The sequence below is a fragment of the Streptomyces inhibens genome (assembly GCF_022221585.1).
Classification (GTDB): domain Bacteria; phylum Actinomycetota; class Actinomycetes; order Streptomycetales; family Streptomycetaceae; genus Streptomyces; species Streptomyces inhibens.
Window position 1 is genome coordinate 7,103,869 of record NZ_CP084681.1, and the last position, 19,971, is coordinate 7,123,839.

A 19,971-nucleotide genomic window follows, 5' to 3' on the forward strand; every position below is an offset into this window, starting at 1 on the left:
GTGGGGCGGTCGCCGAATCGGACGGTACGCTGACGCACCGCGAGCGCGCCACGGCCCCGCAGAGACGGCTCTATATATACGGCGCGCGAAGCGACAAAACGCCCAACGGATAGGGGGAACCGCCAGGTGAGCACGAGCACTGGCACCGGCTTTTGCCGGGTCACAGTCGCCGCGCCGGATGCACGGATCGATGTGGCTCTGCCGGAGGACGTCGCACTCGTCGACATTTATCCGGAGATCCTGCGGCTCTCCGGGCAGTCCCAGGCCGAGGGTGCACCCACCGGCTATCACCTCGTACGCCGCGACGGCACGGTTCTCGACGCCGGACAGTCGCTCGCGCAGCAGCAGATCCTCGACGGCGACCTGCTTCTCCTGAAGCCGTTCGCCGAGTCGCTGCCGCTCCCGGTCTTCGACGATGTCTCCGACGCCGTCGCCTCCGCGGTCAAGCGCAACCGCAGCCGCTGGAGCGACGACCTCATGCATGTCGTCGGCCTCACCGCCGGTGTGCTGCTGCTCGTCATGATGGCGTTCGCCCTGTGGTTCTCGAACCCCGTCGACCGCGACATGCACCGCCTGCCCGGCATCATCGCCGGCGTCGTCGGCATCGTCCTGGTCGCACTGGCCGGCGTCCGCGCCCGGGTCTACGACGACCACGGCTCCTCCATCGCGCTGGGCCTTTCCGCCCTGCCGCATCTGCTGCTCGCCGGCTCCGGCATCTTCCCCGTCGAGGGCGGTGGCGGCCCCGGTCGGCTGCACCTCCTCGTCGGCTGTGTGACCGTACTCATCGCCTCCGTGCTTCTGGTGGTCCTGCTGCCGCGCGGTGACGCCCCCTTCGTCGCGGCCGCCTTCCTGGCCGCCATCGGCACCCTCGCCGTCTTCGCCGCGATCCTCACCGACGCCGCGCCCCGCGAGGTCGCCGCCGTCACCGCCGTCGTCTCCATCGCGCTGGTCGCCTGGCTGCCCGGACTCTCCGCCCGCTTCGCCCGTCTGCCCATCGGCTACAAGTCGCCCGACCAGATCGCCAAGGGCTCCTTCGACAACGGCGGCGAGACCGAGTCCGTCGACTTCGTCAAGATCGGCAACCAGGCCAAGCGCGGCCACGAGCTGCTGCTCGGCCTCGTCGCCGGCTGCGCCGCCCTGGTCGTCGGCTCGGCCGGTATCGTCCTCGGCTTCTCCGACAACATGTGGGCCCAGCTGCTCGCGCTGGCCGCGGGCATCACGATCATGCTTCGGGCCCGGCTCTTCGACTACACGGCGCAGGTCGCCTGTCTGACCATCGCCGGCATCCTGACGATCGTCCTGCTGATCCTGGGTATCACGCTGCACCCGCCGCAGAACATCTTCGTCGACCTCCTGCAGTACCAGGACTCCGGTCCGCTGAACATCCGCACCGTCTGGTTCTCCAGCAGCATCGCGGCGGGCGCCGCCCTCCTGGTGGGCGTCGGTCTGGTCGTCCCCCGCAAGGGTGTCACCCCCTTCTGGGGACGGATCTTCGACATCTTCGACGGTCTGGTCCTGCTGTCCCTGGTGCCGCTGTGCCTGGCGGTCCTGGACGTCTACGGCAAGGTGCGCGGCCTCACCAGCAGCTAGTACGCCCACCGTCCCCGGATACGGCCCCCCGACCACCCGGTCGGGGGGCCGTTTTCCAACTGGTACGCTGTGTGACGGTCCGGTCGAGTCATCCAAGATTCCCTGTGAAGCAAACCAGGGGCGCTCACGGGCCGAAACCACTGAGGAGTACCGCGTGTCGCTCGACGCCGCTACGAAGAAGCAGATCATGGCCGAGTTCGCCACCAAGGAGGGTGACACCGGCTCCCCCGAGGTTCAGGTTGCGATGCTCACCCGCCGCATCTCGGACCTGACCGAGCACCTCAAGACCCACAAGCACGACCACCACTCCCGCCGTGGTCTGCTGCTGCTCGTCGGCCAGCGCCGTCGCCTGCTGCAGTACCTGGCGAAGAAGGACATCACGCGCTTCCGCGCGCTGGTCGAGCGCCTGGGCATCCGCCGCGGCGCGGCGGGCGCCAAGTAGTCCAAAAAAAGCGCCGCAGAGGGAGCGGTTCCCACCGGGGGCCGCTCCCTTTGCCGTACGCACCGGATGCCTACGCCACCTCATAGTGGACGGAAGCTTTGTAGTCTGGTGCCATATCGCAAAAGCGAACGCGGTAGGAGCGCCTCCTGGCCGCCGGTCCTCGGTAGTGGCCCCCGGATGATCCATGGACACCATGCGTCACCACTCCGGGTGCTTCGATCGAAGACCGGCCCGCACCGGCGCTCCACCGAAGACGGTCTGCCGCCACACGGGCAGCAGACGCAGACGAGGAGATATTCCTGGTGGAGAACGAGACCCACTACGCCGAGGCCGTTATCGACAACGGTTCCTTCGGCACCCGCACCATCCGCTTCGAGACGGGCCGCCTGGCCAAGCAGGCCGCCGGTTCCGCCGTGGCGTACCTGGACGACGACACCATGGTGCTGTCGGCCACCTCCGCTTCCAAGACGCCGAAGGACCAGCTGGACTTCTTCCCGCTGACCGTCGACGTCGAGGAGCGGATGTACGCAGCCGGGAAGATCCCCGGTTCCTTCTTCCGCCGTGAGGGCCGTCCCTCCGAGGACGCCGTCCTCACCTGCCGGCTGATCGACCGGCCGCTGCGCCCCTCCTTCAAGAAGGGCCTGCGCAACGAGATCCAGATCGTTGAGACGATCATGGCGCTCAACCCCGACCACCTCTACGACGTGGTCGCCATCAACGCCGCCTCCTGCTCCACGCAGCTGGCCGGTCTGCCCTTCTCCGGCCCGATCGGCGGCACCCGTGTCGCGCTGATCAACGGCCAGTGGGTCGCGTTCCCGACCCACACCGAGCTGGAGAACGCCGTCTTCGACATGGTCGTGGCCGGCCGTGTCCTGCCGGACGGCGACGTCGCGATCATGATGGTCGAGGCCGAGGCCACCGAGAAGACCATCCAGCTGGTCAAGGACGGTGCCGAGGCGCCGACCGAGGAGGTCGTCGCCGCCGGTCTCGAGGCCGCCAAGCCCTTCATCAAGGTGCTGTGCAAGGCCCAGTCGGACCTCGCCGCCAAGGCCGCCAAGCCGACCGGCGAGTTCCCGGTCTTCCTCGACTACCAGGACGACGTCCTGGAGGCGCTGACCGCCGCCGTCAAGGACGAGCTGGCCCAGGCGCTGACCATCGCGGGCAAGCAGGACCGCGAGGCCGAGCTGGACCGCGTCAAGGGTCTGGCCGCCGAGAAGCTGCTGCCGCAGTTCGAGGGCCGCGAGCGGGAGATCTCCGCCGCCTACCGGTCGCTGACCAAGTCCCTGGTGCGCGAGCGCGTCATCAAGGACAAGGTCCGCATCGACGGCCGTGGCGTCACGGACATCCGTACGCTCGCCGCCGAGGTCGAGGCGATCCCGCGGGTGCACGGCTCGGCCCTGTTCGAGCGTGGCGAGACCCAGATCCTGGGCGTCACCACCCTCAACATGCTCCGCATGGAGCAGCAGCTGGACACCCTCTCCCCGGTGACCCGCAAGCGCTACATGCACAACTACAACTTCCCGCCGTACTCCGTCGGTGAGACCGGCCGCGTGGGCTCGCCCAAGCGCCGCGAGATCGGCCACGGCGCGCTGGCCGAGCGCGCCATCGTGCCGGTGCTGCCGACCCGCGAGGAGTTCCCGTACGCGATCCGTCAGGTCTCCGAGGCGCTGGGCTCCAACGGCTCGACGTCCATGGGCTCGGTCTGCGCCTCGACCATGTCGCTGCTGAACGCCGGTGTGCCCCTCAAGGCCGCTGTCGCCGGTATCGCCATGGGTCTGATCTCCCAGGAGATCGACGGCCAGACGCACTACGTCGCCCTCACCGACATCCTCGGTGCGGAGGACGCCTTCGGTGACATGGACTTCAAGGTCGCCGGTACCAAGGAGTTCGTCACCGCGCTGCAGCTCGACACCAAGCTCGACGGCATCCCCGCCTCGGTCCTGGCCGCCGCGCTGAAGCAGGCCCGCGACGCCCGCCTCCACATCCTCGATGTGATGAACGAGGCCATCGACGTCCCGGACGAGATGTCCCCGAACGCCCCGCGGATCATCACCGTCAAGATCCCGGTGGACAAGATCGGTGAGGTCATCGGCCCCAAGGGCAAGATGATCAACCAGATCCAGGAGGACACCGGCGCCGACATCACGATCGAGGACGACGGCACCATCTACATCGGTGCCGCCGACGGCCCGGCCGCCGAGGCCGCCCGCGCCACGATCAACGGCATCGCCAACCCGACCATGCCGGAGGTCGGCGAGCGCTACCTGGGCACGGTCGTCAAGACCACCACCTTCGGTGCGTTCGTCTCCCTGCTCCCGGGCAAGGACGGCCTGCTGCACATCTCGCAGATCCGCAAGCTCGCCGGTGGCAAGCGCGTGGAGAACGTCGAGGACGTGCTCGCGGTGGGCGCCAAGGTCCAGGTCGAGATCGCCGAGATCGACCAGCGCGGCAAGCTCTCCCTGATCCCCGTGATCGAGGACGAGGAGGCCGCCAAGGCCGACACGAAGGACGACACCGACAAGTGACGTCCCGTACGCACAGGACGACGGCCCGCACCTCTTCGGAGGGGCGGGCCGTCGCCCGTACCCAAACGCTTCTCAAGGGCACCGCGGGCGCCGGCACGGTCCGCCGGACCACCCTCCCCGGCGGCCTGCGTATCGTCACCGAGACGCTGCCGACGGTCCGCTCGGTCACCTTCGGGATCTGGGCGCACGTCGGCTCCCGCGACGAGACCCCGTCCCTCAACGGCGCCACGCACTACCTTGAGCACCTGCTCTTCAAGGGCACCGAGCGGCGCAGCGCCCTGGACATCTCCGCCGCGATCGACGCGGTCGGCGGCGAGATGAACGCCTTCACCGCGAAGGAGTACACCTGCTACTACGCGCGGGTGCTGGACACCGATCTGCCGCTCGCCATAGACGTGGTGTGCGACATGCTCACCGGCTCGCTGATCGAGGCCGAGGACGTGGACGCCGAGCGCGGCGTCATCCTCGAAGAGATCGCGATGACCGAGGACGACCCGGGCGACTGTGTGCACGACCTGTTCGCGCACACCATGCTCGGTGACACCCCGCTCGGCCGCCCCGTCCTGGGCACCGTCGACACGGTCAACGCCCTCACCCCCGAGCGCATCCGCCGCTTCTACAAGAAGCACTACGACCCCACCCACCTCGTCGTCACGGCCGCCGGCAACATCGACCACGCCAAGGTCGTCCGCATGGTCCGCCGCGCCTTCGAGCAGGCCGGGGCCCTGGACCGCGTCGACGCCACCCCGATCGCGCCGCGCTCCGGCACGCGCGCCATCCGCACCGCCGGCCGCGTCGAGCAGCTCAACCGCAAGACCGAGCAGGCCCATGTGATCCTCGGAATGCCCGGTATGGCGCGTACCGACGACCGGCGCTGGGCGATGGGCGTGCTGAACACCGCCCTGGGCGGCGGGATGAGCTCCCGTCTCTTCCAGGAGGTCCGCGAGAAGCGCGGCCTGGCCTACAGCGTGTACTCGTACACCTCGGGCTTCGCCGACTGCGGCCTGTTCGGCGTCTACGCCGGCTGCCGCCCGAACCAGGTGCACGACGTACTCAAGATCTGCCGCGACGAACTCGACCAGGTCGCGACCCATGGCCTCAGCGACGACGAGATCCACCGGGCGATCGGCCAATTGCGCGGATCGACCGTCCTCGGTCTGGAGGACACCGGCGCGCTGATGCACCGCATCGGCAAGAGCGAGCTGTGCTGGGGCGAGCAGATGTCGGTCGACGAGATGCTCGCCCGGATAGCGGCCGTCACCCCGGACGAGGTGCGCGAGGTGGCCCGCGATGTACTGGGCCAGCGCCCCTCGCTGGCCGTCATCGGCCCCCTGAAGGACCGGCAGGCGGCCCGGCTGGACGAGGTCGTCGCGTAGGGCCGCAGGGCCTGCCGCCGTACCACCGAGAGAGAGACTGGAAACGATGAGCAAGCTGCGTGTGGCCGTACTCGGAGCCCAGGGGCGCATCGGCTCCGAGGCCGTACGGGCCGTCGAGGCCGCCGAGGACATGGAGCTGGTCGCCGGACTCGGCCGGGGGGACAAGCTGGAGACGCTGGTCGAGGCCGGCGCCCAGGTCGTCGTCGAGCTGACCAACCCCGGCGCGGTGATGGGCAACCTCGACTTCTGTGTGCGTCACGGCATCCATGCGGTGGTCGGCACCACCGGCTGGACCGATGAGCGCCTCGCGCAGCTGCGCACCTCGCTCGCCGCCTCGCCCGGGGCGGGCGTGCTCATCGCCCCGAACTTCTCCATCGGCGCGGTGCTGACCATGCAGTTCGCGCAGCAGGCGGCCCGTTTCTTCGAGTCGGTCGAGGTCGTCGAGCTGCACCACCCGAAGAAGGCGGACGCCCCGTCCGGCACCGCGGCCCGCACCGCCCAGCTGATCGCCAAGGCCCGCGAGGAGGCCGGCTGCGCCCCGCAGCCGGACGCCACCAGCACCGCCCTGGAGGGTGCCCGCGGCGCGGACGTGGACGGCGTTCCCGTGCACTCGGTACGGCTGCGCGGTCTGCTGGCGCACCAGGAGGTGCTGTTCGGCGGGGAGGGCGAGACCCTCACCATCCGCCATGACTCCCTCCACCACAGCAGCTTCATGCCGGGCATCCTGCTCGGTGTGCGCCGCGTGGTGACCACTCCGGGCCTGACCGTGGGCCTGGAAAACTTCCTCGACCTGGGCTGACGGCATGGGCGGAAAGATCACGTACTTCTTCCTCGCCACCGTGCTGGTGATCGTCTTCGGCGTGGTGGGACTGGAGGGCGTGCTGCTTCTGCTGACCGGTGAGCCGGCGGCCATGGGCATGGGGGCGGTGGCGTTCCTGCTGCCGTGCATCGGCGCCTGGTTCCTCTGGCACAACACCCGCTTCGCGCGCGACGCCCACCGGCTGGCGCATGCGCTGGAGGTCGAGGGCGGGCTGCCGGCCGACGAGCCGGCGCGGACCCCCGGCGGCCGGATCGACCGGGACGCGGCCGACGCGGTGTTCGCCAAGCGGCAGGCCGAGACGGAGGACGCGCCCGGCGACTGGCGCACATGGTTCCGGCTCGCCGTCGCCTACCACGACGCCCGGGACACCCCGCGCGCCCGCAAGGCCATGCAGCGCGCCATCGCCCTGCACGACAAGAAGCCCGTACGGACCGCCTAGCAGGCCTGTCCGTACGGGCTCGGTACGACGCCCGGTGCACGCGAGAGGCGAGCGCCGGGCACCGGGGCTCAGTGGCGGTACTCCGCCTCCCACGCCTCCAGCACATCCGCGGCCCGCTCGAACGCCTCCGGGCGGGACAGAAAATCGCCGTTGTGGTCCGTGAGCAGCGCCCGCAGCGGCTCGCCCTGCCTGCGCTCGATGATCAGCGCCTGCCCCTGCACCGTCCGAGGCAGCCCCAGCCAGCGCACCGGCTGCTGCACCGTACGGACGGAGGCGATGGCGCTCCACGGCTCCGTCGCCGTACGCAGCAGATTCACCTGCCGTAGTCCTTGCGCGCTGACCCATACGCCCACCCTCAGCAGCCGTACCGCGAGGGCGATCATCAGCGCCGCCACCACGGAACAGGCCGCGGCGCCGGGCAGCGAGCCGGCCATCGCGGTGATCATCGCGGAGAGCAGCACGAACGAGGCGAGCAGCAAAAGCACCGCCGCCGCCCCTACGCGCCACGGTCCGGGGCGGTAGGGACGGCGCCAGTGGTCGGGCTCGTCGTGCGGGAGCGCGGCCGATTCCGCGTCATGGGTCTCGAGGTCGCGGTCGGCCGTCAGAAAGGGCAGGGGCACGGCTGATCCTCACTCATGGGCACACTGGAGCTGTGACCGGTGAGGTTATCGGGACCGGCGGGACGGAACCACTTTGCGGCACGCCCCGCCCGCCCGTTCAGCGGTGGGCGGCCTCTGACTGATGCACCCGACTCGAGGTGGAACTGTCCTGCTGCAGTGCGGGAACGCCGAACAGCAGGGCGCCGGCCAGGCCGCCCACGACTGTCAGCGTGATCAGTGACTGGCCTACGAGCTGCGCGCGGGACGCGCGCTGGCGCGGCGGGGGAGTGACATTGCTGCGGAACCGGTCTGCCTCGGCAACGAAGGCGAACGGGACGGGCTCTCGCCGGCGGAACATGAGCGGGCTCTCCTAGGAACCTCGAAGTGGGCACTGTCACAGGGGTAGACGTCTGCGGCGCCCGATTGGTGCCCGTTTTCCGGCACTTCTGTGAAAAATATCAACCGCCGTTCCGCGCCCTGCTATAGAGCGTCCCTTTTGCGGCTAACGCGGCATCACGACGCATTTCCCGGACTGTCGGTGGCGGGCCGTAGGCTGGTCGCGCACGAGGATCGATTGGAAGGAACCGCCGGTGTCCCACACCCCCGCCGAGAGCACTGAGAGCCCTGACAGTGCAGCCGTCAGCTTCCGGAGCGAGGTGACGGTCGAGCTGGTCAAGCACAGCGCCGCGGACAGCGACGTGCTCTGGGCGGCCCGTGTCTCCACGGCCGGCGAGCAGTCCCTCGAGGAGCTCCAGAAGGACCCGGAGCGCTCCAAGGGCTTGATCAACTACCTCATGCGGGACCGTCACGGCAGCCCCTTCGAGCACAACTCCATGACGTTCTTCATCAGCGCACCGATCTTCGTCTTCCGCGAGTTCATGCGGCACCGCGTCGGCTGGTCCTACAACGAGGAGTCCGGCCGCTACCGCCAGCTGGACCCGGTCTTCTACGTCCCCGGTGAGTCCCGCAAGCTCGTCCAGCAGGGCCGCCCCGGGAAGTACGAATTCGTCGAGGGCACCCAGGCGCAGCACGAGCTCACCGGCCGTGTCATGGAGGACTCCTACCACCGGGCGTACGAGGCCTACCAGGAGATGCTCGCCGCCGGCGTCGCCCGCGAGGTCGCCCGCGCGGTGCTCCCCGTCGGCCTGTTCTCCTCCATGTACGCGACGTGCAACGCACGCTCCCTGATGCACTTCCTCGGTCTGCGTACGCAGCACGAGCTCGCCGCGGTCCCCTCCTTCCCGCAGCGCGAGATCGAGATGGTCGGCGAGCAGATGGAGGCCCATTGGGCCAAGCTCATGCCGCTCACGTACGGCGCATTCAATGCGAACGGCCGGATCGCTCCGTAAGGCCAGGCGGCAGGCCGGATCCCGGAGCGCGCAGGACAGAAGTGCGAAGTGTCCGGATTGCGGCATTTTGAGAAGTTCATCTACGCTGAACAGACGGACCCGGCACTGCTTGAACCCCCGAGCAGGCAGTGCCGGAGTCCACATCCCTGCTCCCCAGGGGCGCATCCCGCGGTGAGCTACGAGTAGCGTGGGACCCATGGCTCCGACTTCCACACCGCAGACCCCCTTCGGGCGGGTGCTGACCGCCATGGTCACGCCGTTCACGGCGGATGGCGCTCTCGACCTCGACGGCGCGCAGCGGCTCGCCGCCCATCTGGTGGACGCCGGCAATGACGGCCTCGTCGTCAACGGCACCACCGGAGAGTCTCCGACCACCAGCGATGCGGAGAAAGCCCAGCTGGTCCGCGCGGTGGTCGATGCGGTCGGCGACCGCGCCTTTGTCGTAGCCGGAGCCGGCACCAACGACACCCACCACAGCCTTGAGCTCGCCCGCGCCGCCCAGGACGCCGGCGCCCATGGCCTGCTCGCCGTGACGCCGTACTACAGCAAGCCGCCCCAGGAGGGCCTGCTGCGGCACTTCACGGCCATCGCGGACGCCACCGACCTGCCGGTCATGCTCTATGACATCCCCGGCCGCAGCGGTGTCCCGATCAACACCGAGACCATCGTCCGGCTGGCCGAGCACCCCCGGATCGTCGCCAACAAGGACGCCAAGGGCGACCTCGGCCGCGCCAGCTGGGCCATCGCCCGCTCCGGCCTCGCCTGGTACAGCGGCGACGACATGCTCAACCTCCCGCTGCTCTCGGTCGGCGCCGTCGGTTTCGTCTCCGTGGTCGGCCATGTCGTCACCCCCGAGCTGCGCGCCCTCCTGGACGCCCACCTCAACGGCGATGTCACCAAGGCCACCGAGATCCACCAGAAGCTGCTGCCCGTCTTCACCGGCATGTTCCGCACCCAGGGCGTGATCACCACCAAGGCCGCGCTCGGCCTCCAGGGCCTGCCCGCGGGTCCGCTGCGCCTGCCGCTCGTCGAGCTCTCCCCCGAGGAGACCGAACAGCTCACGCGCGATCTCGCCGCCGGCGGGGTACAGCTCTGAACACAGACTTCATAACTGAATACGGACCAACAACCGCCACATAGCAAGTGCACGAATGTCATGCGCGCCACGTGCCTCGAAGGCAGCGTGGCGCGTGTGGTGAGGAGAGTCTTTTGAGTCATCCGCATCCCGAGCTCGGCGCTCCGCCGAAGCTTCCCAAGGGCGGCCTGCGCGTCACCCCCCTCGGCGGCCTGGGCGAAATCGGCCGCAACATGACGGTCTTCGAATACGGCGGCCGGCTGCTGATCGTCGACTGCGGAGTGCTTTTCCCCGAGGAGGAGCAGCCCGGAATCGACCTGATCCTGCCGGACTTCTCGTCCATCAGGGATCGCCTCGACGACATCGACGGCATCGTGCTCACGCACGGCCACGAGGACCACATCGGCGGTGTCCCCTACCTCCTGCGCGAGAAGCCGGACATCCCGCTCATCGGCTCCAAGCTGACCCTCGCCCTGATCGAGGCCAAGCTCCAGGAGCACCGCATCCGCCCCTACACCCTTGAGGTGAAGGAGGGGCACACCGAGAAGATCGGTGTCTTCGACTGCGAGTTCGTCGCGGTCAACCACTCCATCCCCGACGCGCTGGCCGTCGCCATCCGCACCCCCGCGGGCATGGTGGTGCACACCGGCGACTTCAAGATGGACCAGCTCCCGCTGGACCGGCGCCTCACCGACCTCCCCGCCTTCGCGCGGCTCGGCGAGGAAGGCATCGACCTTCTCCTCTCCGACTCCACGAACGCCGAGGTCCCGGGATTCGTCCCGCCCGAGCGGGACATCTCCAACGTCCTGCGCACGGTGTTCGCGAACGCCCAGAAGCGCATCATCGTCGCCAGCTTCGCCAGCCATGTGCACCGCATCCAGCAGATCCTCGATGCGGCCCATGAGTACGGCCGCCGGGTCGCCTTCGTCGGCCGCTCGATGGTCCGCAACATGGGCATCGCCCGCGAGCTGGGCTATCTGAAGGTCCCGGCCGGCCTGGTCGTCGACGTCAAGACCCTCGACGATCTCCCCGACGACGAGGTCGTGCTGGTCTGCACCGGCTCCCAGGGCGAGCCGATGGCGGCCCTCTCCCGGATGGCCAACCGCGACCACCAGATCCGGATCGTCCAGGGCGACACGGTGATCCTGGCGTCGTCCCTCATCCCGGGCAACGAGAACGCGGTCTACCGCGTGATCAACGGCCTCACCAGGTGGGGCGCGGACGTCGTCCACAAGGGCAACGCCAAGGTCCATGTCTCGGGCCACGCCTCGGCCGGCGAGCTGCTGTACTTCTACAACATCTGCAAGCCGAAGAACCTGATGCCGGTACATGGCGAATGGCGCCATCTGCGCGCCAACGCCGAACTGGGCGCACTGACCGGCGTACCGAAGGACCGGATCGTCATCGCCGAGGACGGCGTCGTGGTCGACCTCGTCAACGGCGTCGCAAGGATCGTCGGCAAGGTCCAGGCCGGCTACGTCTACGTCGACGGCCTCTCGGTCGGCGATGTCACCGAGGCCCACCTCAAGGACCGCCGCATCCTGGGCGACGAGGGCATCATCTCGGTCTATGTGGTCGTGGACAGCAGCACCGGCAAGATCGTCAGCGGCCCGAACATCCACGCTCGTGGCTCGGGTATCGATGACGCGGCCTTCTCCGGCGTGATCCCCAAGATCGACGAGGCGCTGGCCAAGTCGGCGCAGGACGGCATCACGGAGCCGCACCAGCTCCAGCAGCTGGTCCGCCGCTCGGTCGGCAAGTGGGTGTCGGACAACTACCGCCGCCGCCCGATGATCCTCCCTGTGGTCGTCGAGGTCTGACGCACAGAGCCGTACGAAGGCACTCAAGTCGGAGCGGGGCGCCCGGATTTGCATCCGGGCGCCCCGCTCCAGTACGTTTACGTCTCCGCCAGAACGGGAAGCCCCACACGCTTGTGCGTACGGAGCGCCTCCCGAAACCGGCGGAATTCCGACCCAGAGCAATCTGATAAAGTCGGATCAGCCGAAAGGCAAACCCCCTCCGACGGGAAATCGGACCGAATTCGAACCGACTGCGACTTTCGAGAAGCAGGGAACGAAAAGGGTCTGATAGAGTCGGAATCGCGAAGAAGCCGAAAGGCCGAATCGCACCGGCGAAAATCGGAGCCGCAAGGATCTGATAGAGTCGGAAACGCAAGACCGAAGGGAAGCGCCCGGAGAGCCTGGTGAGACAGGCACAAAGGAAGCGTCCGTTCCTTGAGAACTCAACAGCGTGCCAAAAGTCAACGCCAGATATGTTGATACCCCGTCCAGCCGGAAGCATCCGGCGGATGAGGTTCCTTTGAAAGTCCTATCGACACTATGTGCCGGTAGGCAACACACAGCGAGGACGCTGTGAACGAGAGGGCTTATTCCGCCCACTCGTTCCGCTCAACGCGAGTGTCACCCGCAGTTTTTAATTAAACGCAGCCGGGAAAACATTCACGGAGAGTTTGATCCTGGCTCAGGACGAACGCTGGCGGCGTGCTTAACACATGCAAGTCGAACGATGAAGCCTTTCGGGGTGGATTAGTGGCGAACGGGTGAGTAACACGTGGGCAATCTGCCCTTCACTCTGGGACAAGCCCTGGAAACGGGGTCTAATACCGGATATGACACACGACCGCATGGTCTGTGTGTGGAAAGCTCCGGCGGTGAAGGATGAGCCCGCGGCCTATCAGCTTGTTGGTGGGGTGATGGCCTACCAAGGCGACGACGGGTAGCCGGCCTGAGAGGGCGACCGGCCACACTGGGACTGAGACACGGCCCAGACTCCTACGGGAGGCAGCAGTGGGGAATATTGCACAATGGGCGAAAGCCTGATGCAGCGACGCCGCGTGAGGGATGACGGCCTTCGGGTTGTAAACCTCTTTCAGCAGGGAAGAAGCGAGAGTGACGGTACCTGCAGAAGAAGCGCCGGCTAACTACGTGCCAGCAGCCGCGGTAATACGTAGGGCGCAAGCGTTGTCCGGAATTATTGGGCGTAAAGAGCTCGTAGGCGGCTTGTCACGTCGGATGTGAAAGCCCGGGGCTTAACCCCGGGTCTGCATTCGATACGGGCAGGCTAGAGTTCGGTAGGGGAGATCGGAATTCCTGGTGTAGCGGTGAAATGCGCAGATATCAGGAGGAACACCGGTGGCGAAGGCGGATCTCTGGGCCGATACTGACGCTGAGGAGCGAAAGCGTGGGGAGCGAACAGGATTAGATACCCTGGTAGTCCACGCCGTAAACGTTGGGAACTAGGTGTGGGCGACATTCCACGTCGTCCGTGCCGCAGCTAACGCATTAAGTTCCCCGCCTGGGGAGTACGGCCGCAAGGCTAAAACTCAAAGGAATTGACGGGGGCCCGCACAAGCAGCGGAGCATGTGGCTTAATTCGACGCAACGCGAAGAACCTTACCAAGGCTTGACATACACCGGAAAACCCTGGAGACAGGGTCCCCCTTGTGGTCGGTGTACAGGTGGTGCATGGCTGTCGTCAGCTCGTGTCGTGAGATGTTGGGTTAAGTCCCGCAACGAGCGCAACCCTTGTTCTGTGTTGCCAGCATGCCCTTCGGGGTGATGGGGACTCACAGGAGACTGCCGGGGTCAACTCGGAGGAAGGTGGGGACGACGTCAAGTCATCATGCCCCTTATGTCTTGGGCTGCACACGTGCTACAATGGCCGGTACAATGAGCTGCGATACCGCGAGGTGGAGCGAATCTCAAAAAGCCGGTCTCAGTTCGGATTGGGGTCTGCAACTCGACCCCATGAAGTCGGAGTTGCTAGTAATCGCAGATCAGCATTGCTGCGGTGAATACGTTCCCGGGCCTTGTACACACCGCCCGTCACGTCACGAAAGTCGGTAACACCCGAAGCCGGTGGCCCAACCCCTTGTGGGAGGGAATCGTCGAAGGTGGGACTGGCGATTGGGACGAAGTCGTAACAAGGTAGCCGTACCGGAAGGTGCGGCTGGATCACCTCCTTTCTAAGGAGCACTTCTTACCGACTTCGGTTGGTCAGAGGCCAGTACATCAGCGAATGTCTGATGCTGGTTGCTCATGGGTGGAACGTTGACTATTCGGCGCACTTGGTTGGTTGTCACTAGTACTGCTTCGGCGTGGAACGTGGGGATTGATGGAGTGGGTCGGGCACGCTGTTGGGTATCTGAGGGTGCGGGCTTTCGAGTCTGAACCTTCGCGATGCCGGCCCCGGTGAAAATCTGCTTCGGTGGGTTGTGACGGGTGGCTGGTCGTTGCTTGAGAACTGCACAGTGGACGCGAGCATCTGTGGCCAAGTTTTTAAGGGCGCACGGTGGATGCCTTGGCACCAGGAACCGATGAAGGACGTGGGAGGCCACGATAGGCCCCGGGGAGCTGTCAACCAAGCTTTGATCCGGGGGTGTCCGAATGGGGAAACCCGGCAGTCGTCATGGGCTGTCACCCGCTGCTGAACACATAGGCAGTGTGGAGGGAACGCGGGGAAGTGAAACATCTCAGTACCCGCAGGAAGAGAAAACAACCGTGATTCCGGGAGTAGTGGCGAGCGAAACCGGATGAGGCTAAACCGTATTGGTGTGATACCCGGCAGGGGTTGCCAGTGCGGGGTCGTGGGAGTTCTCTTTCATCGTCTGCCGGCGATGAGACGAGTCAGAAACCGTTGATGTAGGCGAAGGACATGCGAAAGGTCCGGCGTAGAGGGTAAGACCCCCGTAGCTGAAACATTGACGGCTCGTTTGAGAATCACCCAAGTAGCACGGGGCCCGAGAAATCCCGTGTGAATCTGGCGGGACCACCCGTTAAGCCTAAATATTCCCTGGTGACCGATAGCGGATAGTACCGTGAGGGAATGGTGAAAAGTACCGCGGGAGCGGAGTGAAATAGTACCTGAAACCGTGTGCCTACAAGCCGTGGGAGCGTCGCGCATCGAGTTTACTCGGTGCGTCGTGACTGCGTGCCTTTTGAAGAATGAGCCTGCGAGTTTGCGGTATGTTGCGAGGTTAACCCGTGTGGGGAAGCCGTAGCGAAAGCGAGTCCGAATAGGGCGTTGAGTAGCGTGCCCAAGACCCGAAGCGGAGTGATCTAGCCATGGGCAGGTTGAAGCGGAGGTAAGACTTCGTGGAGGACCGAACCCACCAGGGTTGAAAACCTGGGGGATGACCTGTGGTTAGGGGTGAAAGGCCAATCAAACTCCGTGATAGCTGGTTCTCCCCGAAATGCATTTAGGTGCAGCGTCGTGTGTTTCTTGCCGGAGGTAGAGCACTGGATAGGCGATGGGCCCTACCGGGTTACTGACCTTAGCCAAACTCCGAATGCCGGTAAGTGAGAGCGCGGCAGTGAGACTGTGGGGGATAAGCTCCATGGTCGAGAGGGAAACAGCCCAGAGCATCGACTAAGGCCCCTAAGCGTGTGCTAAGTGGGAAAGGATGTGGAGTCGCAGAGACAACCAGGAGGTTGGCTTAGAAGCAGCCACCCTTGAAAGAGTGCGTAATAGCTCACTGGTCAAGTGATTCCGCGCCGACAATGTAGCGGGGCTCAAGCACACCGCCGAAGTCGTGTCATTGCAGCAATACTCCTAACGGAGGCTGTGATGGGTAGGGGAGCGTCGTGTGCCGGGTGAAGCAGCCGTGGAAACGAGTTGTGGACGGTTCACGAGTGAGAATGCAGGCATGAGTAGCGATACACACGTGGGAAACGTGTGCGCCGATTGACTAAGGGTTCCTGGGTCAAGCTGATCTGCCCAGGGTAAGTCGGGACCTAAGGCGAGGCCGACAGGCGTAGTCGATGGACAACCGGTTGATATTCCGGTACCCGCTTTGAAACGCCCAATATCGAATCAGACGATGCTAAGCCCGTGAAGCCGGCCTGGAGTCTTCGGACAAAGGGACGTGGTGGAGCCGGTGACCCGGATCTGTAGTAGGTAAGCGATGGGGTGACGCAGGAAGGTAGTCCAGCCCGGGCGGTGGTTGTCCCGGGGTAAGGGTGTAGCCCGAGAGATAGGCAAATCCGTCTCTCGTTAAGGGTGAGACCTGATGCCGAGCCGATTGTGGTGAAGTGGATGATCCTATGCTGTCGAGAAAAGCCTCTAGCGAGTTTCATGGCGGCCCGTACCCTAAACCGACTCAGGTGGTCAGGTAGAGAATACCGAGGCGTTCGGGTGAACTATGGTTAAGGAACTCGGCAAAATGCCCCCGTAACTTCGGGAGAAGGGGGGCCATTTCCGGTGATGAGACTTGCTCTCTGAGCTGGGGGTGGCCGCAGAGACCAGCGAGAAGCGACTGTTTACTAAAAACACAGGTCCGTGCGAAGCCGTAAGGCGATGTATACGGACTGACGCCTGCCCGGTGCTGGAACGTTAAGGGGACCGGTTAGTCAATCTTCGGGTTGGCGAAGCTGAGAACTTAAGCGCCAGTAAACGGCGGTGGTAACTATAACCATCCTAAGGTAGCGAAATTCCTTGTCGGGTAAGTTCCGACCTGCACGAATGGCGTAACGACTTCTCGACTGTCTCAACCATAGGCCCGGTGAAATTGCATTACGAGTAAAGATGCTCGTTTCGCGCAGCAGGACGGAAAGACCCCGGGACCTTTACTATAGCTTGATATTGGTGTTCGGTTCGGCTTGTGTAGGATAGGTGGGAGACTGTGAACTCTGGACGCCAGTTCAGGGGGAGTCATTGTTGAAATACCACTCTGGTCGTGCTGGATGTCTAACCTGGGTCCGTGATCCGGATCAGGGACAGTGTCTGGTGGGTAGTTTAACTGGGGCGGTTGCCTCCTAAAGAGTAACGGAGGCGCCCAAAGGTTCCCTCAGCCTGGTTGGCAATCAGGTGTTGAGTGTAAGTGCACAAGGGAGCTTGACTGTGAGACTGACGGGTCGAGCAGGTACGAAAGTAGGGACTAGTGATCCGGCGGTGGCTTGTGGAAGCGCCGTCGCTCAACGGATAAAAGGTACCCCGGGGATAACAGGCTGATCTTCCCCAAGAGTCCATATCGACGGGATGGTTTGGCACCTCGATGTCGGCTCGTCGCATCCTGGGGCTGGAGTCGGTCCCAAGGGTTGGGCTGTTCGCCCATTAAAGCGGTACGCGAGCTGGGTTTAGAACGTCGTGAGACAGTTCGGTCCCTATCCGCTGTGCGCGTAGGAGTCTTGAGAAGGGCTGTCCCTAGTACGAGAGGACCGGGACGGACGAACCTCTGGTGTGCCAGTTGTCCTGCCAAGGGCATGGCTGGTTGGCTACGTTCGGAAAGGATAACCGCTGAAAGCATCTAAGCGGGAAGCCTGCTTCGAGATGAGGGCTCCCACCCCCTTGAGGGGTTAAGGCTCCCAGTAGACGACTGGGTTGATAGGCCAGATATGGAAGCGCCGTAAGGTGTGGAGTTGACTGGTACTAATAGGCCGAGGGCTTGTCCTCAGTTGCTCGCGTCCACTGTGTAGGTTCTGAAGTAATGACCTGTGTCTTTGCCGGGTTGGTTAACTTCATAGTGTTTCGGTGGTCATAGCGTTAGGGAAACGCCCGGTTACATTTCGAACCCGGAAGCTAAGCCTTTCAGCGCCGATGGTACTGCAGGGGGGACCCTGTGGGAGAGTAGGACGCCGCCGAACAATTCTTCAGCTCCGGTCTCTGAACCCTCGTGGTTCAGGGACCGGAGCTTTTTTGTTCTGATTTTCGGGTGGTGGGTGTAACGCGACGTTCACCTCATCTGACCAGGATCCGCGTCATGGGGACAGTGGAGACGCTCAAGTCGGCCGGTGTGCGTGCAGGTGACGAGGTCGTGGTGCCGGCGTACGGCAACGCCGAAGTGGCACGGGCCGTGGTGGAGTTGGGCGCGGTGCCGGTGTTCGCCGATCTGGAGGGCGACAGCTACTGCCTCGACCCGGCCGCGGTATCGGACGTGGTGACCAGTCAGACCGCCGCGGTGGTGGCGATCCACCGGTTCGGGCGGCGGGCGGACGTCGGATGGATCCGTGAAGTGGGACAGCGGCACGGGCTGTTGGTGCTGACGCAGGAGGAGCCCGGGGCGGACCCGGCGGGGGCGGAGCTGCGCCGGGCGCATGCGTCGTACCTGGACGCCAGGCTCAGCGGGGTCCGGACGCCGACGCCGGCCGTGGGGCACACGTACGAGCAGTATGTGGTGCGGGTGCCGGGCAACGGGCGGCCCGACCGGGACGCGTTCGCGCGGACGTTGCGGGCCAAGGGCGTGCCGTGCAAGGTGCCCGTACAGGCGCCGGTGTACCGGATGCCGGGGCTGCGGCGGGATGTCTTTCTGCCGCAGACCGAGCGGGCGGTGGACGAGACGCTGGCGCTGCCCGTGCACGAGGGGATGTCGCGGCGGGACCTGCAGAAGATGGTCAGCGCGTGCAATGCGCTGGGGGGATTGCTGCAGCCGGCTTTTTAGGCGAGTGGCGGTGGACGGTTCGGAACTGCCGTGGAGTTGGGGTAATATCTATTCCGTTGCCGCGCCCCAATAGCTCAGTCGGCAGAGCGTCTCCATGGTAAGGAGAAGGTCTACGGTTCGATTCCGTATTGGGGCTCCAGAAGGCAAAGGCCCCCGCCACATGGCGGGGGCCTTTGTCGTATTCGGGTGTGGTGGTACGGCGTGCGTCAGTTTTGCGGGGATTCGATATATGCCAGGCCGTGCGCGCCGGAAATGTCGGCGCGGTCGACTTCCAGGGTGGCTATGGGGCGCAGCGCGGTGAGGTCGACGACCGTCACGGTGCTGGAGAGGTTGCCGGAGACATAGCCGAGGCGGCCGTCGGGGGAGGAGGTGATGGTGAGCGGGAAGCGGCCGACCCTGACTTCTCCGATCAGGTCGAGGGTGCCGGCGGCGAAGACGCTCAGGACGCCCGGGAGCTGGGAGCCGAGCGGGCCGCCGGGGGCGGTGTCCGGGCGCAGTTCGCCGGCGAGCAGCGTCCCGGTGGCGGTGACATGGACGGGCATGACCGTTCCGCGGGTGGGGAGGGTGCGGACGATCTCGTTGGTGGCGGTGTCGATGACGCGGATGCCCGGTGGTGCCGAGGGCGGGGCGGCGAAGTCGGCCTTGGGGGCCGCGACGTAGAGGTGCTGCCCGTCGGGGGAGAGGGCCAGGCCTTCGCTGCCGGGAACGGGGATACGGCCGGTGCACAGGCCGCGGTCGAGGTCGACGACGGAGACGAACGGGGCTTCCTTGTTGGTGGCGTAGCCGTGCCGTCCGTCGGGGGTGAGGGCGAACCAGTGCGGGCCGGGAGCCATGGTGGGGATGCGGCCGAGACGGGCGTGGGTGCGGGTGTCGAGGATCAGGACGCCGCCGGGCTCGGTGTCGGTGGCCTCGACGCTCACGTACAGGCGGGCGCGCTCACGGTCCAGGGCCAGGCCGTGCGGGGCGTGATCGGGGGAGGTGTCGAGAATGTCGACGACGGTGCGGGTGTCGACGTCGATGACGGTGAGCTCGTGGGCCCGGCCTTCGTTGGCCTGGTAGAAGCCGGAGCGGTAGGTGTTGGTGCAGTACAGCAGCCGGCTGTCCGGGGCGAAGCACAGTTCGTGCGGTTGCGGGGGGACCTCCAGGACGTCGAGACGCTCGTGGGTCGCGGCGTCGAAGAAGGTGACGGTCGGTCCGGTCTGGCTGACGACGGCGAGCAGATCGCCGGGCGAACCCGCGGTGGTGGGAGTCATGGCCCGTATCCTGGGCGCCCGTTGGGGGTGACTCCAGTGCAGGGCGGGCAGGGGTGCCGTGCGTCCCGTGCAAGGGTGCTGATGGCGGCGGGGGAGCGGCCGGTGGGC

Annotated in this window: 13 protein-coding genes, 1 tRNA gene and 3 rRNA genes; 14 read left to right on the plus strand and 3 right to left on the minus strand. The window is 65.7% G+C overall.

Features of this window, described 5'->3' with window-relative positions:
* Positions 1-126: 126 nt before the first annotated feature.
* The 6 genes from eccD (at position 127) to KI385_RS32215 (ending at position 7,192) form a co-directional block, all read left to right on the plus strand.
* On the plus strand, positions 127-1,590 hold the full coding sequence (gene eccD / locus KI385_RS32190) for a type VII secretion integral membrane protein EccD (RefSeq protein ID WP_238575584.1): 1,464 nt from the start codon (positions 127-129) through the stop codon (positions 1,588-1,590).
* 154 nt (positions 1,591-1,744) lie between these two features.
* Positions 1,745-2,032: a 30S ribosomal protein S15 gene (rpsO, locus tag KI385_RS32195; protein ID WP_128511718.1), complete on the plus strand. Its 288-nt coding sequence runs from the start codon at positions 1,745-1,747 to the stop codon at positions 2,030-2,032.
* A gap of 302 nt (positions 2,033-2,334) precedes the next feature.
* The gene (locus KI385_RS32200) at positions 2,335-4,557 is read left to right on the plus strand and encodes a polyribonucleotide nucleotidyltransferase (RefSeq protein ID WP_238575585.1); all 2,223 of its coding nucleotides are present in this window, start codon (positions 2,335-2,337) and stop codon (positions 4,555-4,557) included.
* The gene (locus tag KI385_RS32205; protein WP_238575586.1) at positions 4,554-5,933 is read left to right on the plus strand and encodes a M16 family metallopeptidase; all 1,380 of its coding nucleotides are present in this window, start codon (positions 4,554-4,556) and stop codon (positions 5,931-5,933) included. The genes KI385_RS32200 and KI385_RS32205 overlap by 4 nt, the downstream gene beginning before the upstream one ends.
* A gap of 46 nt (positions 5,934-5,979) precedes the next feature.
* The gene (gene dapB / locus KI385_RS32210; RefSeq protein ID WP_128511721.1) at positions 5,980-6,732 is read left to right on the plus strand and encodes a 4-hydroxy-tetrahydrodipicolinate reductase; all 753 of its coding nucleotides are present in this window, start codon (positions 5,980-5,982) and stop codon (positions 6,730-6,732) included.
* A 4-nt stretch (positions 6,733-6,736) separates the two neighbouring features.
* Positions 6,737-7,192: a tetratricopeptide repeat protein gene (locus KI385_RS32215; RefSeq protein WP_238575587.1), complete on the plus strand. Its 456-nt coding sequence runs from the start codon at positions 6,737-6,739 to the stop codon at positions 7,190-7,192.
* Positions 7,193-7,260: 68 nt separating this feature from the next.
* Here the strand turns inward: KI385_RS32215 and KI385_RS32220 are convergent, their stop codons facing one another.
* Together KI385_RS32220 and KI385_RS32225 are read right to left on the minus strand one after the other, a co-directional pair.
* A complete protein-coding gene (locus tag KI385_RS32220; RefSeq protein ID WP_238575588.1) occupies positions 7,261-7,812 on the minus strand; it encodes a PH domain-containing protein in 552 nt (183 codons plus the stop codon).
* 97 nt (positions 7,813-7,909) lie between these two features.
* Positions 7,910-8,149, minus strand: a complete 240-nt coding sequence (locus KI385_RS32225; protein WP_128511724.1) for a hypothetical protein — start codon at positions 8,147-8,149, stop codon at positions 7,910-7,912.
* Positions 8,150-8,381: 232 nt separating this feature from the next.
* Between KI385_RS32225 and thyX the strand changes: the two genes are divergently transcribed.
* The 8 genes from thyX to KI385_RS32265 all read left to right on the plus strand — a co-directional run bounded on the left by thyX (position 8,382) and on the right by KI385_RS32265 (position 18,749).
* Complete coding sequence (gene thyX / locus KI385_RS32230) at positions 8,382-9,140, plus strand: FAD-dependent thymidylate synthase (RefSeq protein WP_238575589.1); 759 nt, start codon at positions 8,382-8,384, stop codon at positions 9,138-9,140.
* Between the two features lie 196 nt (positions 9,141-9,336).
* A complete protein-coding gene (gene dapA, locus KI385_RS32235; protein WP_238575590.1) occupies positions 9,337-10,236 on the plus strand; it encodes a 4-hydroxy-tetrahydrodipicolinate synthase in 900 nt (299 codons plus the stop codon).
* Between the two features lie 113 nt (positions 10,237-10,349).
* The gene (locus KI385_RS32240) at positions 10,350-12,035 is read left to right on the plus strand and encodes a ribonuclease J (protein WP_238575591.1); all 1,686 of its coding nucleotides are present in this window, start codon (positions 10,350-10,352) and stop codon (positions 12,033-12,035) included.
* Positions 12,036-12,673: 638 nt separating this feature from the next.
* Positions 12,674-14,200 (plus strand): 16S ribosomal RNA (locus KI385_RS32245).
* 303 nt (positions 14,201-14,503) lie between these two features.
* A 23S ribosomal RNA gene (locus KI385_RS32250) occupies positions 14,504-17,625 on the plus strand.
* A gap of 74 nt (positions 17,626-17,699) precedes the next feature.
* Positions 17,700-17,816, plus strand: a 5S ribosomal RNA gene (gene rrf, locus KI385_RS32255).
* Together the 16S, 23S and 5S rRNA genes form the textbook arrangement of a ribosomal RNA operon.
* Positions 17,817-17,932: 116 nt before the next feature.
* Positions 17,933-18,610: a DegT/DnrJ/EryC1/StrS family aminotransferase gene (locus KI385_RS32260; RefSeq protein ID WP_238575592.1), complete on the plus strand. Its 678-nt coding sequence runs from the start codon at positions 17,933-17,935 to the stop codon at positions 18,608-18,610.
* Between the two features lie 63 nt (positions 18,611-18,673).
* Positions 18,674-18,749: transfer RNA gene (locus KI385_RS32265), tRNA-Thr, on the plus strand.
* 67 nt (positions 18,750-18,816) lie between these two features.
* Here the strand turns inward: KI385_RS32265 and KI385_RS32270 are convergent.
* Positions 18,817-19,863: a YncE family protein gene (locus KI385_RS32270; RefSeq protein ID WP_238575593.1), complete on the minus strand. Its 1,047-nt coding sequence runs from the start codon at positions 19,861-19,863 to the stop codon at positions 18,817-18,819.
* Positions 19,864-19,971: the final 108 nt, after the last annotated feature.

Excerpts from the sequence above, each read along its gene's own strand:
- KI385_RS32225 (WP_128511724.1), bottom strand. The coding sequence starts at position 8,149 with ATGTTCCGCCGGCGAGAGCCCGTCCCGTTCGCCTTCGTTGCCGAGGCA.
- KI385_RS32215 (WP_238575587.1), top strand. The coding sequence starts at position 6,737 with ATGGGCGGAAAGATCACGTACTTCTTCCTCGCCACCGTGCTGGTGATC.
- dapA (WP_238575590.1), top strand. The coding sequence starts at position 9,337 with ATGGCTCCGACTTCCACACCGCAGACCCCCTTCGGGCGGGTGCTGACC.
- dapB (WP_128511721.1), top strand. The coding sequence starts at position 5,980 with ATGAGCAAGCTGCGTGTGGCCGTACTCGGAGCCCAGGGGCGCATCGGC.
- KI385_RS32270 (WP_238575593.1), bottom strand. The coding sequence starts at position 19,863 with ATGACTCCCACCACCGCGGGTTCGCCCGGCGATCTGCTCGCCGTCGTC.
- KI385_RS32260 (WP_238575592.1), top strand. The coding sequence starts at position 17,933 with ATGGGGACAGTGGAGACGCTCAAGTCGGCCGGTGTGCGTGCAGGTGAC.